The sequence below is a fragment of the Stenotrophomonas sp. CFBP8994 genome (assembly GCF_034044835.1).
Lineage (GTDB): Bacteria > Pseudomonadota > Gammaproteobacteria > Xanthomonadales > Xanthomonadaceae > Stenotrophomonas > Stenotrophomonas rhizophila_A.
The window spans coordinates 35,667-51,971 of the sequence record NZ_JAXCWT010000009.1; the positions used below are offsets into that span (position 1 = coordinate 35,667).

Here is a 16,305-nt window from a genome sequence, read left to right on the forward strand (position 1 = left end):
CAGCCCCGAGCATGCCTTCAAACCGGAGGCCCGCCATGCGCTATGCCATCGTCACTGAAACGTATCCCCCCGAAGTCAACGGCGTTGCCCTGACCGTGCAGGGACTGGAACAGGGACTGCGCGCGGCCGGGCATGAGGTGGACCTGGTGCGCCCGCGCCAGGCCGACGACACCGATGCCGGCGGCGCGCTGCTGGTGCAGGGCGCCGGGCTGCCCCGCTACCCCGGCCTGCGCTTCGGCCTGCCGGCCCCCAAGCGGCTCGCCCGGCAGTGGCAGCAGCAGCGCCCCGACGCCATCTACATCGCCACCGAGGGCCCGCTGGGCTGGTCGGCACTGCGCACCGCGCGGCGCCTGGGCATTCCGGTCGCCACCGGCTTCCACACCCGCTTCGACGAATACCTGCCCGACTACGGCGTGGCCTGGTTGCAGGCCGCCGCCCTGCGCTGGATGCGGCGCTTCCACAACCAGGCCGATGCCACCCTGGTGCCCACCCAGGAGCTGCAGCAGTTCCTCGGCGACCAGGGCTTCGACCGGGTGCGCCTGCTGGCACGCGCGGTGGACAGCAGCCAGTTCGAGCCGACGCGGCGCGACCCGGCACTGCGCGAGGAATGGGGCATCGACGGCAGCGGCTTCGCGGCGATCTACGTAGGACGCATCGCGGCGGAAAAGAACCTGGCGCTGGCGGTGAAAGCGTTCCGCCGGCTGCAGCAGGTGCGGCCGAAGGCCCGCTTCGTGTGGGTGGGCGATGGCCCGGCCCGCGAGAAACTGGCCCATGAAAACCCGGACTTCATCTTCTGTGGGGTGCAGCGCGGCGATGCGCTGGCGCGCCATTTCGCCAGCGGCGACCTGTTCCTGTTCCCCAGCCGCAGCGAGACGTTCGGCAACGTCACGCTGGAAGCGATGGCCAGTGGCGTGACCACGGTGGCGTTCGATTACGGCGCGGCCCGCGAGCACCTGCGCACCCATGAGAACGGGGTAGCGGTGGACGATGACAACGCCTTCGTCGATGCGGCCGTGCGCCTGGCCGGCGACGACGCCGAGCGCGACCGGTTGGGCCGCAATGCGGCCGTGGCGATGACGCGGCTGCATCCGCAGCAGGTCGTGGCCGAGTTCGAGGCCCTGCTTGCCGAACTGGCCAGTGCCCGGAGGTCGCATGCGGACCACGCCGCTTGATGCACTGCGCGGGCGCGAAACCCGCTGGTGCCGGCGCGCCAACCACTATTGCCGGCACCGCCGCGTGCGCCGCGCGTTCTCGGTGGTCAGCCGCCTCGGCGACGGGGTGTTCTGGTACGCGCTGATGGGCGCACTGGTGCTGCTGGACGGCTTCGATGGCCTGCGCGCGTCGCTGCACATGGCCGCTACCGGCCTGATGGCGTTGCTGCTGTACAAGAGCCTGAAGCGCTGGACCCGGCGCCCCCGCCCCTATGCGGCCGACCTGCGCATCCGTGCCTGGGTGGCGCCGCTGGACGAATTCAGTTTCCCGTCCGGGCACACCCTGCATGCGGTGTCGTTCACCATCGTGGCGCTGGCCTACTACCCGTGGCTGGCGCCGGTGCTGGTGCCGTTCACGGCGGCGGTGGGGGTGTCGCGGGTGGTGCTGGGGCTGCATTACCCCAGCGACGTGCTGGCCGCCACGGCGATTGCCACGGCGTTGGCAGGCGCCAGTCTGCAATGGTTGCCGTTGCCGGTTTGATTGCGGGTGTACGTGCGCAGGGTCGCCCGATCCGTGGTCGCCCCGGGCGGGGGATCGGGCGCCTTGTAGGGACACGCCATGCGTGTCTGCGCGGTGCCGGGACAACCTAATACAATGGCGGCATGACTACGCTGTTCATCTCCGATCTGCATCTGGACCCGAGCCGTCCAGCCATCACCGACCTGTTCCTGGACTTCCTGCGCCGCGAGGCGATGCAGGCCGATGCCCTGTACATCCTGGGCGACCTGTTCGAGGCCTGGATCGGCGATGACACCCCCTCCCCCGCCGCCGATGCGGTGGCCGACGCGCTCAAGGCGGTCGCAGACGCCGGGGTGCCGGTGTACTTCATCCGCGGCAACCGCGATTTCCTGGTGGGCGAAGACTACGCCCGTCGCGCCGGCTTCCGCATCCTGCCCGACCCGAGCGTGATCGACCTGTACGGCACCCCGGTGCTGCTGCAGCACGGCGACCTGCTGTGCACCGATGATGTGGCCTACCAGCAGTTCCGCGCACAGACCCGCGACCCGGTGTTCCAGGCCCAGTTCCTGGCCCAGCCGCTGGCAGCCCGCATTACCTTCGCGCAGAAAGCGCGCGATGCCAGCCAGGCGCGCCAATCGGAAATGAAACAGGGTGACCGCGCCACCTTCGAGACCGTCACCGACGTCGCGCCCGATGAGGTCACCGCCACCTTCGTGCGCCATGGCGTGGACACGATGATCCATGGCCACACGCACCGCCCTGCCATCCACAGCCTGCAGGCCGGCGGCCGCGCGTGCACGCGCATCGTGCTGGGCGACTGGTACGAACAGGGCTCGGTGCTGCGCGTCACCCCGCAGGGGTGGACGCTGGATTCATTGGCGTAGGAGCGTATCGACCAACGGTCGATACCTACCCGGTAGCAGACGCAAGGAAGGGCACAGCCCTTCCCGTCGTGTGCTCCGGAAACCATCAGCGGAACGCAGCCACCGCTGCCTTGGTGTTGACCAGCACGCGCTGGTTGTCGGCACTGGAGGCGATGCCCATCGGAATCCCGTTGTAGCTGATGTTGGGATTGGACCAGAAGTTCAGGCGCGGGCAGCCTGAAGTGCAGTCGTAGGCCATGATCGTGCGCCAGCGCGCGCCGGTGGCCGGCTGGTAGCGATACCCATGGCCGTACGCATAGGGCGAGGTACTGGAGTCGGTGGCGATATCGTGCCGCGCGCTCTGCAGGTGGCCGATCTCATGCGCGAACGAGTAGTAGCCGGTAGCGCAGTCCCAATACACGGCCGCGAAGGCGGTCGATGCCGTCGAGCCGATCCCGGATGCCAGCCCGCAGTAGCTGCTGTTGTTGATGATCAGCACTGCCACGTCGGCTGCGGTGCTGTTGCGGGTGGCGTGGATGGCATCCATGTAGCCATCGTTGGTCGAGCGGAAGCGTGCCAGGTCGGTGCTGAAGTTCCCCGTCTCGGTGTACGCCACGGCCTGGTACCCGGCCAGCTGCATGGTGATGCCGACGTTGCTGTTGGTGTAACCCTGGTTCGACTCGGCCACCGCCAGCTGCACCAATGACTGCATGTTGCCGCCATAGGCGTTCACCGCCGCGTTGGTGGCCACCACCAGCACCCGGATGGTGGCCGGCGTGCCCGACGAGGCCGCCGCAATGCCGGCGCGATCACTGGCCGGCATCTCGATCTTCGGCAGCGTGTTGTAGTCGGCCGGGTGTTCGGCCGGCATGCGCGACTCATCCACCTGCACCAGCACATGGCGGCCATCGCTGAGCGGACGCAGCCGGTACAGCGTGCCGTCCTTGCGGATTGAACCGGTGACGGTATCGCCATTGCGCACCAGGATCACCGAGTTGCCCGGATCCTGCGTACCGGCCTGGCGGGTCAGTTTCGACCCCGCGTTCTGCAGGCTGCCGTACCAGATGCTGCCGCCATCGGGCAGGTTCTCCACCCGCTGCTGCAGCGCCTGCACGGGCGTGCCGAGCAGCTCGAACTCCAGCTGCCGTTGCGCCGCCACCACCGCGCCGGCCTCAACGCGGACTTCCTGCACGGCGGCGCTGGAGGGCGCCGACAACACCGCCTGCGCGGCCGGCTGGCTGGCCGCAGCGGCCCGGCTCAACACCGTCACCGGCTGGAACAGGGGAGCCGCCGCCGCCGTACCCACGGCGGCCAGGAACAACGTGATCGCACCTGCGGTCTTTCTCATCGAACTGGACATCATGTCGCCTCTCTCGTTGAGTGAACTTCGGAAGTGAACGTGTTCGCGCCACCGCCCCTGTCGGCAGGCCACACCATCTGGCGCCAATCGATCGCGTGAATTCAATAGAGCGCACCAATGAGATTTCCGAACTGTGACCGGCGGCCACAGCGGTTCAGTTACGTCGCGCCCGTGTCGCTTTCGCGCTACCTTAAACGCGCATCGACAGGGGAACCGAGGCCATGGCAGGGCAGCCCACTCCGACCACCACCGTGCCGGTCACGCTGCAGATCGGCCTGTTCTTCGACGGCACCCGCAACAACGCCGACAACCTGCTGCACGCCTCGCGCCCCCCCGGGAGCACCACCCCCGCACCGCGCCTACCCGCCCCCGCCGTCCTGGCCGACGACGCCTCGCCCTACCAGAGCCGCCTGACCAGCAGTTTCAGCAACGGACTGACCAACATCGCGCGACTGCACGCGCTCTACCCCGACCACCGGCGGACTACGCCCACGTTGCCGGGCACGCTGTCCCTGGCGATCTACATCGAAGGCGCCGGCACCCGCACCGGCAAGGACGACGACCTGATGGGGCTGGCGTTCGGCATCGGCCCCAGCGGCGTCATAGCCAAGGTCCACCGCGCCCTCGACGTACGCCTGCCCGAAGCACTGCGCGCCTTGGCCAGCACCCTGCCGCCCCACGCATTGACCGCGGTCCGCCTGGACCTGTTCGGCTTCTCGCGCGGCGCCGCCTCCGCGCGCGACGCGATCAACCGGCTCAACGCCCCCGACGGCCGCCTCTGGCTGCAGGAACAGCTGCGCCGCACCGGCTGGACACTGCCATCCGCCCCTGCGATCCGCCCCGTACGCTTCGTCGGCCTGTTCGACACCGTGGTCGCGATCGACGCACGCCAGCGCGACCAACTGCCCCACGTCACCCTGCCCGCCGGCTGCGCCGACAAGGTGGTCCAGCTCACAGCGCGCGACGAGCACCGCCACTACTTCGCACTGACCTCCGTCGCGCCCGACCATGAAGAGATCGCGTTGCCCGGCGTGCACGCCAACATCGGCGGCGGCTACGACCAGCGCGTCGAAGGGCCCAAACTACTCACCCGCCCGCAGGGCCAGCGCATCCGCACCCACGACGTACCCGACACCACCACCCCGCCGCTGGCCCTGCTGCGCAGCACCCAGGTCTACGCACGCGCGCAGGCCGCCTGCCGGCGATGGCAGGCCGCACTGGGCCTGGGCGAAGACAACGTCTGGGTCGACGTATGGCATCGCTGGCAGCAGATGCGCGTGGCCGGCAGCGACAGCGTGCTGCCGCAGTGGGTGCTGTTCGCGCATGCCGCAGTAGTGCTCAAACGCGAGATCGACTGGCGCTACCAGCTGGTCGCCCTAAGGCTGATCCACCAGCGCGCGGCAGCCGCCGGCGTGATGTGGGCACGCACCCCGGATGCGGATCCGGCGATGGCGCTGCCGGATGAGCTGAAGCCCATTGCCGCACGCCTGCTGGCAGGCCAAGCACTCGATGCAGCGCAGGAACGGCTGTTGCGAAAGCGTTACCTGATGCAATCAGCACACTGGAATTTCGACGCGCTCGGCGACACCGCGTTGTTGTATGCCGCCGACGATGCAACGCGCGAATTGCCGTACCGGCCCGGGCCAGGGTTGTTTTACATCAACCGGCCAACAGAAGACGGAACACGCGTAGTGTTACGGAACGTTTAGCGCGGCGGGATTCCCAGCATGAAGCCGCCGCAAGCACGTAGCAATTCGTAGTGCCACGCCATGCGTGGCAACCGCGCAACGCGCGGCACAAGCATCCGAAGGCGAATCGTTTCCGCGTCGATCATTTTGTCCGGCGTCAGGAGTGTCCGGAGCCGTGTCTCAGGCGTTCATGACGCCGGAACGGAGAGCAGCCACGCATGGCGTGGCACTACGCGTTCATGACGCCGGAACGGAGAGCAGCCATGCATGGCGTGGCACTACGATCTTGAAGGCGTACGACCCGCCTGCTCGATCAGGTCCGCCAGCTCGTCCTGCTCGAACCCAGCCAACAGCCGCGCCTCAAGATTGAACGGGCCATATAGAAACCCGTTGGCATATTCCTTCAACAGCGCGATGAAACGCGCCCGGGGCTCCACACCGGCACGCTCGCAATACCAGCGATACCAGCGCGTCCCCGCCGCCACATGCGCCACTTCCTCGCGCAGGATGATCTCCAGCACATCGGCAGTAGCATGGTCATTGGCAGAACGCAGCTTGGTGATCATCCCCGGCGTGACATCCAGCCCGCGCGCCTCCAGCACCCGCGGCACCAGCGCCATCCGCGACAGGCCATCGTGCGCCGTCTTCTCGCACATCTCCCACAGCCCGTTGTGCGCGGCGAAATCGCCGTAATCGTGGCCGTGCGCCTGCAACCGCCCATGCAACAGCAGGAAGTGCCGCGACTCATCATCGGCCACCCCCACCCAGTCCGCATGGAACGACCCCGGCAGCCCGCGGAAGCGATACACCGCATCCCACGCCAGATCGATGGCATTGAGCTCGATATGCGCGATCGCATGGATGAACGCCGCCCGCCCCTCCGCATTGCCCAAGCCCCGCCGCGGTACATCGCGCGGATGCACCAGCTGCAACTGCGACGGCCGCCCCGGCATCCGGATCGGCTCCGGCGGCGGCGCATCCGCGCGCACCTTCAACTGCCCCGCGCGGAACTGCGCCGCGTACTGCTGGGTCAGCGCCACCTTGCGCAGCGGGTCCGCCTCGGCCATGCACTGCTGCGCCGCGCGCAGCAGATCACCGGCCGCCTCGTCCCGCGGCAACGTTGCGCTCACCGCCAGGCCTCAGGCGCGGCGCTTGTGCTTGGCATCGTCCGAACGCAACTGCTGGATGCGCTCGAAATAGCCCGGCTCGATACCGGTCGGGTACACGCCGTTGAAGCACGACGAATCGAACGACTTCAGCTCCGGGTTGCCTTCGCGCACCGCCGCTTCCATGTCCTCGATGTCCTGGTAGATCAACCAGTCGCAGCCCAGGTGCGCCTCGATTTCCTCCACGCTGCGGTTGTGCGCCACCAGCTCTTCGGCCGCCGGCATGTCGATGCCGTAGATGTTCGGATAGCGCACCGGCGGTGCCGCGCTGGCCAGGTAGACCTTGCGCGCACCGGCGTCGCGCGCCATCTGCACGATCTGCTGACTGGTGGTGCCGCGCACGATCGAATCGTCCACCAGCAGCACCACCCGGTTGCGGAACTCCAGGTGGATCGGGTTGAGCTTGCGGCGCACCGACTTCACCCGCTCACCCTGCCCTGGCATGATGAACGTGCGGCCGATGTAACGGTTCTTGATGAAGCCCTCGCGGTACTTCACCCCGAGCACATTGGAGATTTCCAGCGCGGCATCGCGCGAGGTATCCGGGATCGGAATGATGGTGTCGATATCGTGGTCCGGGCGCAGACGCAGGATCTTCTCGCCCAGCTTGATGCCCATGCGCATGCGCGCCTTGTGCACCGACACGTTGTCGATCATCGAATCGGGGCGCGCGAAATACACGTACTCGAAGATGCACGGGCTGTGCTCGGCCGGCTCGGCACACACTTCGGAGAACAGCTCGCCACGCGCGGTGATCACCAGCGCCTCGCCCGGGCGCACATCGCGCACGCGCTGGAAGCCCAGCACGTCCAGCGCCGACGATTCGGAGGCCACGATGTACTCATCACCTTCGGCGTGGGCGCGCTTGCCCAGCACCAGCGGGCGGATCCCGTGCGGGTCGCGGAACGCAACCAGGCCCAGGCCCAGCACCACGCTGATCACCGCATAGCCACCCTTGCAGCGGCGGTGCACGCCAGCCACCGCACGGATCGCCGCTTCCGGGGTCAGCTGGCGCTGCGCGTCCAGCTCGAATGCGAACACGTTCAACAGCACTTCGCTGTCCGAATCGGTGTTCACGTTGCGGCGGTCCTGTTCGAACACCTGCTGGCGCAGCGCCTCGGTGTTGATCAGGTTGCCGTTGTGGGCCAGCGCGATGCCGTACGGCGAATTGACGTAGAACGGCTGCGCCTCGTCCATGCCCTCCGAACCGGCGGTCGGGTAGCGCACATGGGCGATACCGACGCGGCCTTCCAGGGTGGACATGGTCTTGGCGTCGAACACATCGCGCACCAGGCCGTTGGCCTTCTGCACGCGAAGCCGGGTGCCATCGGCGGTGGCGATGCCTGCCGCGTCCTGGCCACGATGCTGGAGGACGGTCAGGCCGTCATACAACTGCCCGGCGACGTTCTGGTTGCCGACAATACCGACGATGCCACACATGGTGCGAATCTCCGCTGGGCTGGGCCCATCTACTGTGAAGGTGGCCGTGCCTGGCCGGGGGAACCGTTCCGTGCCGGAGCGGTGTCGTCCGGGCGCACGAGCGCCGGGTCGATGTTCTGGGGGGAGCCTGGCCGTGCCTGGTTGGCCCACACATCGGCGGGGTCCACCGCCTGCTGCGGGGTCTCATCCAGCGGTCGCGGCCATCCGCGCCCACCCAGCAACTGGCCAAGGACGCCATTATCGCCTGTCGCGCCCGGCTTGCCCAACTCCCCGATGGGCAGTTGCGCCATGTTCACCTCCGGCAGCGCCGTCGGCAGGCCCTGCATGTCCTTCAGGTTGGGCATCTGCGGCAGCTCCGGCATGCGCGGCATCTTGGCCTGCATCCAGCCCACTCCGGGGTCGAGCATCGCGCGCAGGTGCGAGTCGCGCCAGGTCGCTTCCCGGGTCAGCGGGGTGTACGAACCCAGCAGCAGCAGCGCGCAGGCGATCAGGCCGCCCCGGGCCAGGCCCAGGCCGGCGCCCATCATGCGATCGGCGCCGTTCAGGCTGGTCGAGCGCACCGCCTGGCGGATCACCAGGCCGATCGCCCAGACCGAGACCATGACCAGCAGGAATACGGTGAGGTAGCCGGCGAAATAGTGGCCGGTGCCCGGCGCGGCCGGGGCGGACCACCACGCGGCGGCGCTGCGCCCGAACATCAGCGCGGCCCAACCGCCCAGCAGCCACGAGAACGTGCTGATGACGATGCTGACGAAACCGCGCATGACCCCGAGCAGGGTCGAGATGCCGATCACCGCCAGCAGCACGAAATCAATCATGTGCGGGGGGCCGCATCAGGGATGCGGCCGGACCATGCCGGCCACGCCGACCTTCGACGCAACCTGGGCCTTGAGGTTCTCCGCCTCGGCACGGTTGGCGACGGGACCGACGCGCACGCGGTTGAGCGTGCCCTTGTCGGTACGTACCTGCTCCACGAAGGCGCTGAAGCCGGCCGCGCGCACTTTGTCGCGCAGCGCGTTGGCTTCGGTCGCCTGGCCGAACGCGCCCAGCTGTACGGCGAAGCCGACGCTGCTGGCCGCCGGTGCGGTCGGCACGGCCACGGGCTTGGCGGCCGCGGTGGCGGGTTCGGGCTTGGCCGCCGCCGGCTTCGGCTCCGGCTTGGGGGCCTCCGGCTTCGGCGCCGGCTTGGCGGCCGCCACCGGTTCCGGTGGCAGCGTTTCGGTCTTCACCGTGGCGGCAGCAGGCGCGGCAGCGGCGCTGGATGCAGCCGGTGCCGTTGCGGTGGCCGGCGCCGGCGCCGCAGCCACGGCGGTATCGGCGCGCGCGTCCAGCGTCACCACTTCGGCCTTGACGTCATTGCGCACCTTGACCGCTTCCAGGCGTGCCGCTTCGGCCTGCGCGCGATCGGCATACGGCCCCACGCGCACCCGCCAGGCCTGGCGGCCGTTGATCGTGGCCGGTTCGCTGAAGCCCGGCAGCTGGGCCTTCTTGAGGAACGCGATCACCGCGTTGGCGTCGGCCTGGCTGCCGTAGGCGCCAAAGCTGACCGCATAGTTGCCTGCGGCCACCGCCGGCGAGGTATCGGCGGCCGCCGGCTCGGCCGGTGCGGTTGCGTCGGGCTGCAGCGGCTGGGCGGTGGAAACCCCGCTCTGCAGGCCGGTGGCGCCACCGGTGGGGGCCACCAACGGCAGTTCGCGGGTCTGGAACTGGCCATCGGCCGGCGCGTCCGGCGCGGTGATCGGCACGTTGGCCACGCCGCTGTCAGGGGCAGGCCCCTTGACCAGCATGGGCAGGAAAATCACGGCCAACGCCACCAGGACGATGGCACCAATCAGTCGCTGTTTCAGAGGAGTATCCACGGAAGGCTGGCAGGGCGGCGCGGCGGAATGCCACGGCGATTATACGGGCGCGCGCGTGTGCGGCGTCGAAGACGGCTGAACGTTGTCGCTTGTTGCCCGCCTCAGCGGGCGTTCTCGAGCCACAGCAAGGCCTGCGCGGCAGTGTGGAAGGAACCGAAGACAAGCACGCGGTCACCAGCCTGGGCCGCCGACAGCGCCTGCTGCAACGCAGTGTCCACGTCGTCATGGGTGGCAGCCGCAGCCGCGGCGGTGCCCGCCAGGCGGGCAAGCAATGCCGTCGCACTCTGGGCGCGCGCACCTTCCAGCCCGGCCAGGTGCCAGCCATCGACGCGGTCGGCCAGTGCCTCGACCACACCGACGGCATCCTTGTCCTGCAATGCGGCGAACACGGCCACGGTACGCCCGGTGATCGTTGCGGCCTTCAGGGCCGCCGCCAGCTCGCGCGCGGCCTGCGGGTTGTGGCCGACGTCGACCAGCACCTCCACGCCATCACGCTCGAACGCCTGCAGGCGGCCGCGGATGCGGGCCTGGGCCACGCCCTCGACGATGGCCGCACGCGGCAAGGGTTTGTCCAGCGCGCGCAGCGCGGCAATCGCCGAGGCGGCATTCCTCAGCTGGATCGGGCCGCGCAGCGCCGGCATCGGCAGTTCGATGCGGAAGCCCACGTCACGCCAGGACCAGTGCTGGCCGTCGATGGTATCGGCGAAGAAATCGCTGCCACCACGGATCGCGTTGGCGCCCAGCAGGTAGGCGCGCGCCAGCACGCTGGACGGTGGATCGGTCTCGCCCAGGATCACCGGCTTCCAGCCGCGGATGATGCCGGCCTTTTCCACACCGATCGCTTCGCGGTCCTCGCCCAGCCAGTCTGCATGGTCGATGTCCACGGTGGTGATCACCGCAACGTCGGCATCGACGATGTTGACCGCATCCAGGCGCCCGCCCAGCCCCACTTCCAGCACGGCCAGGTCGAGCCCGGCCTGCGCGAACAGGTGCAATGCGGCCAGCGTGCCGTACTCGAAGTAGGTCAGCGTGGTGCTGCCGCGCGCATCTTCAATGGCATTGAAGGCGGCAATGAGCGCCGCATCGGAGGCGTCTTCGCCATCGATGCGCACGCGCTCGTTGTAGCGCAGCAGGTGTGGCGAGGTGTAGGCGCCCACCTTCCAGCCCGCCGCCCGCGCGATCGCCTCGATGAAGGCCACGGTGGAGCCCTTGCCGTTGGTGCCGCCCACTACGATGGTGTGCGGCGCCGGCTGGCCCAGGCCCATGGCCGTGGCCACTGCACGCACGCGCTCCAGCCCCATGTCGATGGTGGCCGGGTGCTGCTGCTCGATGTAGCTGAGCCATTCGGCGAGGGAATGCGGGCGGGTACTGGTCATGGCAATAAATCGTGGTATCGGCAAATGTAGTGCCGACTGTCAGTCGGCAAATGTAGCGCCGACTGTTAGTCGGCCACTCAAAAAACTCACAACGCCCGATGCTTCGCCTCACCAAAGAATGGCGTGTGGTGCGCGCAGTCGTTCAGGCGCACGACTTCCAGGCTGTCCAGGTCGGCGCCTTCGAGCAGGTTGAGCGTGGTCGGTGCCTGGCGGAAGGTCCACAGCCGCGACAGCGGCAGGCCCAGGATCCGGCACAGGATCACCCGGTTGACCGCGTCGTGGGCCACTACCAACAGCGTGTCGTGCTCGCCCAGCCCTTCGGCGGCGCGGGCCAGGCCGCGCCAGCTGCGGTCCAGCACCAGCCGCAGCGATTCGCCGCCTGGCATGAGCACCGTATCGGGCTCGTCGCGCCAGGCCTGCAGGCGCGACGGGTCTTTTTCATTGATTTCGCTGGCCAGCAGGCCTTCCCACTCACCGTGGGCGATTTCCTGCAATTCCGGCTCGGTCAGCAGCATGCCGGCGCGCTCGGCACCGAGGGCCAGCTGCGCGGTGCGCTGCGCCCGCGACAGCGGCGAGGCGACGGCACGGGTGATGTCCACCGACTTCAGGCGTTCACCCAGGGCCTGGGCCTGGGCTTCGCCGATCGGCGACAACGGGATATCGATCTGGCCCTGGTAACGGCCTTCGGCATTCCAGGGGGTTTCGCCGTGGCGGGCAAGCAGGATGCGCATGCGAACTAGAGGTCCTTGGGGGAGAGGAGAACAGTCGCAATCGTTCACGTGATGTGAATGATCGGGGGGAGCGGCCATCATACCTTGCCGAGCAAACGGTTCTTCTCCCTTCTTCGATCAGGTTCATCGCGAGCGTGTGGGGCCCCGCCGCGACCGGTAGGCCCCTGTGCAAATGTCCCCCGGCGGTCGCCCTGCGGCGACGGCCTCCTCCTTTAATTTGCCAGGGACCTACCGGTCGCGACGGGGCTCGGCTTGCGGTTGGCAGGGAAAAGCGGACGTCACGGTGCAACGCCGGTGGATCGGGTGCCGGGGCGGCATACCCTTGGAGGCGAATTAAAGGAGGAGGTGTCGGCCTCTGGCCGACGCCGGGGGACATTCGCCGGAAAGGGTATGCCGCCCCGGCGCTCGATTCACCGGCAGCCGCGTTTGATCCAGCGCGCAAAAAACCCCGCGGCATTGCCGCGGGGTTCGTTGACTGTAGCGCCGGACGTTGGCCGACAATCAGGAAACGCGCCTCACGGAGTGAGGTTCAGTTCCTTCAGGAGCTGCGGCGCGGGCGCCACTTCCTGCATGATCCACTGCATGTAGCGGCTGTCCACCGCGATCATGCGGGTCATCACCGGGTCGAACACCCAGTTGGAGCTGACCGATTCCCAGTTGCCGTCGAAGGCCAGGCCGACCAGCTTGCCGTGCGCATCCAGCACCGGCGAACCGGAGTTGCCGCCGGTGATGTCCAGGTTGGAGAGGAAATTGACCGGCACCGAGCCGATCCGCTTGTCTTCCAGCCCGCCGTAGCGCTTGGCCTTGACCGCATCCAGCAGGGCCTTGGGCGAATCGAACGGATCTTCGCCGGTTTCCTTGGCCGCCACGCCTTCCAGGGTGGTGAACGGCGTGTAGTTCACCCCGTCCTTGCCGTAGCCCATGACGTTGCCGAAGGTGATGCGCAGCGACAGGTTGGCGTCCGGGTAGACGAATCCGCCCTTGCTCTTCTTGTAGTCGGCCACGGCCTGCAGGTAGGCCGGGCGGGCCAGCAGCGATTCGCCTTCGCGGGTCTTCTTCTGCTCTTCCTGCTGCAGCAGGGCCGGCATGGTCGCCACGGCGTACTGGATGACCGGGTCGGTGCTGGCTTCGAAGGCGGCGCGGTCGGCCTTGAACCAGGTCAGGCGCTCGTCGAGGCTGCCCAGCTTCGTGCCGGACAGTTTCCTGACCAGGCCGTCCACGGCGGCGGCATCACTGCCGGCCAGCCACTGGTTCAGCACCTCATTGGTGCGCTGCGCCGGCGGCAGGGCCACGTACTGGTTCAGCCAGTACTGCTGCAGCTGCTGGTCCATGCCCGCCACGTAACGGCGGTCCATCTGGCGCAGGCTGCCTTCGATGGTCGGCAGGTCGCGTTCCTGGTAACCGGCTTCGCGCTGCGCGTCGGGCTTGGCGCGCTCGATCGACAGGCGGTACAGGGCCAGCGCGGCGCCGACAGCGGAGGTGTTGTTGAACTGGCCCACGAACAGATCGCGCTCGCGGGTGCTCTTGCTGGTATCGAGGTGCTTGACCAGCTGCGCGTGCGCGGCCAGCGCCGGCTTGCCGGCAGCGCCCTGCTTCTTCAACCAGGCCAGCACCGCAGCCTCTTCGGCCTGCTTCTGGCCCGCCGCGTCGATGCGCTTGAAGCCTTCCAGCTGGCCCACGTAGTTCTTGGCCACGTTGTTCATGCTGGCGGCGGTGGCGGCGTATTTCACCTTCACGTCCGGATCGGCCTTGCCGGCCTTGGCGATCAGGTCCAGCACCGCGTTGTAGTGGCGGGCGATGGTCGGGTAGGTGAAGCTGGCGGTTTCGTTGAATTCCGCAGCCAGTGCGTAGCGGTTGGTGCGGCCCGGGTAGCCGGCCACCATCACGAAGTCGTCGGCGCCCAGCGGCTGGTCGGCGAATTTCAGGAAGTGCTTCGGCTGGTACGGCACGTTGTCGGCCGAGAACGCGGCCGGCTTGCCGTCCTTGCCCACGTAGGCGCGATAGAAGGAGAAGTCACCGGTGTGGCGCGGCCACATCCAGTTGTCGACGTCGCCGCCGAACTTGCCGACGCTGCCCGGGGGTGCGTAGACCAGGCGCACGTCCTTGATTTCCATGTTGCGGAACAGGCGGTAGGTGTTGCCGCCGGAGAAGCTGTACAGGCGGCAGCGGAAGCCGGCATCGGCTTCGCACGCGGCGGTCTGCGCCTTGTCGAAGGCTTCCAGCGCGCGGGTGCGGGCCAGCGGGTCCTTGCCGGCGGCGGCGATGGCGGCCTTGGCCTGGTCGGTGACATCGGTGATCTGGTCGAGCACGAACACGCGCGCGTTCGGGCCGGCGCTCAGCTCATCCTTCAGGGTCGGCGCGTTGAAGCCGTCCTTGATCAGGTTCTTCTCGGCGGTGGAATTGAGCTGGATCGCACCGTAGGCGCAATGGTGGTTGGTCACCACCAGGCCCTGCGGGGACACGAAGCTGGCGGTGCAGCCGCCCAGCGCGACCACCGCGCCCATCGGGTCGCCGGTCAGGTCGGAAATCTGTTCCGGGGACAGCTTAAGGCCCGCCTGCTTGAGCGGCCCGGCGATTTCCGGCAGCTGTTGCGGCACCCACATGCCCTCAGCGGCATGGGCGGCCTGGACCAGCGCAAGGCTGGCGACGACGGAGAAGGCAAGCAGGTTCGAGCGCATGGGCGGCCCCTGGTGAAAGAACCGCCGATTGTAGCCGGGCCAATGGTTGATTTATCTGGATCCCGGTGTGCCCGTAACATTTCGTAGGTCCGGCCGTTGGCCGGACACCGCGCGCAGCGCGGCGCAAGCGTCCGGACCCGGTTGCCCACCTGATCAATGCCATCCGTCCGACGTTTAGACCCACCGAAGCCACCCGTCAGGCGTTCATGGCGCCTGAATGAAGAGCAGCCGGCCAACGGCCGGCGCTACCGGCAGGTACGGCAGCGCAACATGTGAATCCCCCGCCCCGCCCTATAATTCCTCCTTTCCCCCCAGACGAGTTCCACCCCGATGGCGCAGCAAACAATGAAGGCCCTGGTCAAGCGTGAAGCCGCCAAGGGCATCTGGCTCGAAGAAGTGCCGGTGCCGGTGCCGGGCCCGAACGAGGTCCTGATCAAGCTGGAGAAGACCGCCATCTGCGGTACCGACCTGCACATCTACCTGTGGGACGAGTGGAGCCAGCGCACGATCAAGCCGGGCCTGACCATCGGCCATGAGTTCGTCGGGCGGATCGCCGAGATCGGCCCGGGCGTGACCGGCTACGAGATCGGCCAGCGCGTGTCGGCCGAAGGCCACATCGTGTGCGGCCACTGCCGCAACTGCCGCGGCGGCCGCCCGCACCTGTGCCCGAATACCGTGGGCATCGGCGTGAACGTCAACGGCGCCTTTGCCGAATACATGGTGATGCCGGCCAGCAACCTGTGGCCGATCCCCGACCAGATCCCGTCCGAGCTGGCCGCCTTCTTCGACCCGTACGGCAATGCCGCGCACTGCGCGCTGGAGTTCGACGTGATCGGCGAAGACGTGCTGATCACCGGTGCGGGCCCGATCGGGATCATCGCCGCCGGCATCTGCAAGCACATCGGTGCCCGCAACGTGGTGGTGACCGACGTCAACGACTTCCGCCTGAAGCTGGCCGCCGACATGGGCGCCACCCGCGTGGTCAACGTGGCCAACACCTCGCTGAAGGACGTGATGAAGGAACTGCACATGGAGGGCTTCGACGTGGGCCTGGAAATGAGCGGCAACCCGCGTGCGTTCAACGACATGCTCGACTGCATGTACCACGGCGGCAAGATCGCCATGCTCGGCATCATGCCCAAGGGCGCCGGCTGCGACTGGGACAAGATCATCTTCAAGGGCCTGACCGTGCAGGGCATCTACGGCCGCAAGATGTACGAGACCTGGTACAAGATGACCCAGCTGGTGCTGTCCGGCTTCCCGCTCGGCAAGGTGATGACCCACCAGCTGCCGATCGACGAATTCCAGAAGGGTTTTGACCTGATGGAACAGGGCAAGGCCGGCAAGGTGGTCCTGAGCTGGAACTGATGCCGGGAGGTCACGACCAACGGTCGTGACCTACCAGATCGCGGTAGGTGCCGACCGTTGGTCGGTACGAAAATTGCGGTAGGTGCCGACCGTTGGTCGGTACGA

At 67.9% G+C, this 16,305-nt stretch carries 13 protein-coding genes; 5 read left to right on the forward strand and 8 right to left on the reverse strand.

The genetic code is table 11. The features are described 5' to 3' along the window. The first annotated feature begins 35 nt into the window (after positions 1-35). The 3 genes from SOM39_RS18815 (at position 36) to lpxH (ending at position 2,555) form a co-directional block, all read left to right on the forward strand. Positions 36-1,172, forward strand: a complete 1,137-nt coding sequence (locus SOM39_RS18815; protein ID WP_320459219.1) for a glycosyltransferase family 1 protein — start codon at positions 36-38, stop codon at positions 1,170-1,172. Next, positions 1,153-1,692 (forward strand): phosphatase PAP2 family protein, encoded by a 540-nt coding sequence (locus SOM39_RS18820; RefSeq protein ID WP_068849550.1) that lies wholly within the window; start codon positions 1,153-1,155, stop codon positions 1,690-1,692. Before SOM39_RS18815 ends, SOM39_RS18820 begins: the two co-directional genes overlap by 20 nt. Before the next feature lie 122 nt (positions 1,693-1,814). Further along, positions 1,815-2,555, forward strand: a complete 741-nt coding sequence (gene lpxH, locus SOM39_RS18825) for a UDP-2,3-diacylglucosamine diphosphatase (protein ID WP_320459220.1) — start codon at positions 1,815-1,817, stop codon at positions 2,553-2,555. An 85-nt stretch (positions 2,556-2,640) separates the two neighbouring features. On the opposite strand, the gene SOM39_RS18830 is transcribed toward lpxH, so the two are convergent. Next, positions 2,641-3,897 carry a zinc-dependent metalloprotease gene (locus tag SOM39_RS18830; RefSeq protein WP_210131942.1) on the reverse strand — a complete coding sequence of 419 codons (1,257 nt, stop codon included), beginning with the start codon at positions 3,895-3,897 and terminating at the stop codon, positions 2,641-2,643. Positions 3,898-4,115: 218 nt separating this feature from the next. Between SOM39_RS18830 and SOM39_RS18835 the strand changes: the two genes are divergently transcribed. Then, positions 4,116-5,603 (forward strand): phospholipase effector Tle1 domain-containing protein, encoded by a 1,488-nt coding sequence (locus SOM39_RS18835; RefSeq protein WP_320459221.1) that lies wholly within the window; start codon positions 4,116-4,118, stop codon positions 5,601-5,603. A gap of 257 nt (positions 5,604-5,860) precedes the next feature. Here the strand turns inward: SOM39_RS18835 and SOM39_RS18840 are convergent, their stop codons facing one another. The 7 genes from SOM39_RS18840 to SOM39_RS18870 all read right to left on the reverse strand — a co-directional run bounded on the left by SOM39_RS18840 (position 5,861) and on the right by SOM39_RS18870 (position 14,832). After that, positions 5,861-6,649, reverse strand: a complete 789-nt coding sequence (locus SOM39_RS18840; protein ID WP_217537667.1) for a ferritin-like domain-containing protein — start codon at positions 6,647-6,649, stop codon at positions 5,861-5,863. A 72-nt stretch (positions 6,650-6,721) separates the two neighbouring features. After that, positions 6,722-8,188 (reverse strand): amidophosphoribosyltransferase, encoded by a 1,467-nt coding sequence (gene purF, locus SOM39_RS18845; RefSeq protein WP_068849542.1) that lies wholly within the window; start codon positions 8,186-8,188, stop codon positions 6,722-6,724. Between the two features lie 29 nt (positions 8,189-8,217). Further along, complete coding sequence (locus tag SOM39_RS18850) at positions 8,218-9,006, reverse strand: CvpA family protein (protein WP_320459222.1); 789 nt, start codon at positions 9,004-9,006, stop codon at positions 8,218-8,220. Between the two features lie 15 nt (positions 9,007-9,021). Then, complete coding sequence (locus SOM39_RS18855) at positions 9,022-10,047, reverse strand: SPOR domain-containing protein (protein ID WP_320459223.1); 1,026 nt, start codon at positions 10,045-10,047, stop codon at positions 9,022-9,024. A 101-nt stretch (positions 10,048-10,148) separates the two neighbouring features. Next, on the reverse strand, positions 10,149-11,423 hold the full coding sequence (gene folC, locus SOM39_RS18860) for a bifunctional tetrahydrofolate synthase/dihydrofolate synthase (RefSeq protein WP_320459224.1): 1,275 nt from the start codon (positions 11,421-11,423) through the stop codon (positions 10,149-10,151). A gap of 86 nt (positions 11,424-11,509) precedes the next feature. Continuing rightward, positions 11,510-12,154 carry a histidine phosphatase family protein gene (locus tag SOM39_RS18865; protein WP_068849534.1) on the reverse strand — a complete coding sequence of 215 codons (645 nt, stop codon included), beginning with the start codon at positions 12,152-12,154 and terminating at the stop codon, positions 11,510-11,512. A 515-nt stretch (positions 12,155-12,669) separates the two neighbouring features. Beyond that, positions 12,670-14,832 (reverse strand): S46 family peptidase, encoded by a 2,163-nt coding sequence (locus tag SOM39_RS18870; RefSeq protein WP_320459225.1) that lies wholly within the window; start codon positions 14,830-14,832, stop codon positions 12,670-12,672. Positions 14,833-15,177: 345 nt separating this feature from the next. Here SOM39_RS18870 and tdh point away from each other — a divergent pair, with 345 nt between their 5' ends. Then, positions 15,178-16,200 carry an L-threonine 3-dehydrogenase gene (gene tdh / locus SOM39_RS18875; RefSeq protein WP_210131951.1) on the forward strand — a complete coding sequence of 341 codons (1,023 nt, stop codon included), beginning with the start codon at positions 15,178-15,180 and terminating at the stop codon, positions 16,198-16,200. The last annotated feature ends 105 nt before the right edge of the window (positions 16,201-16,305 follow it).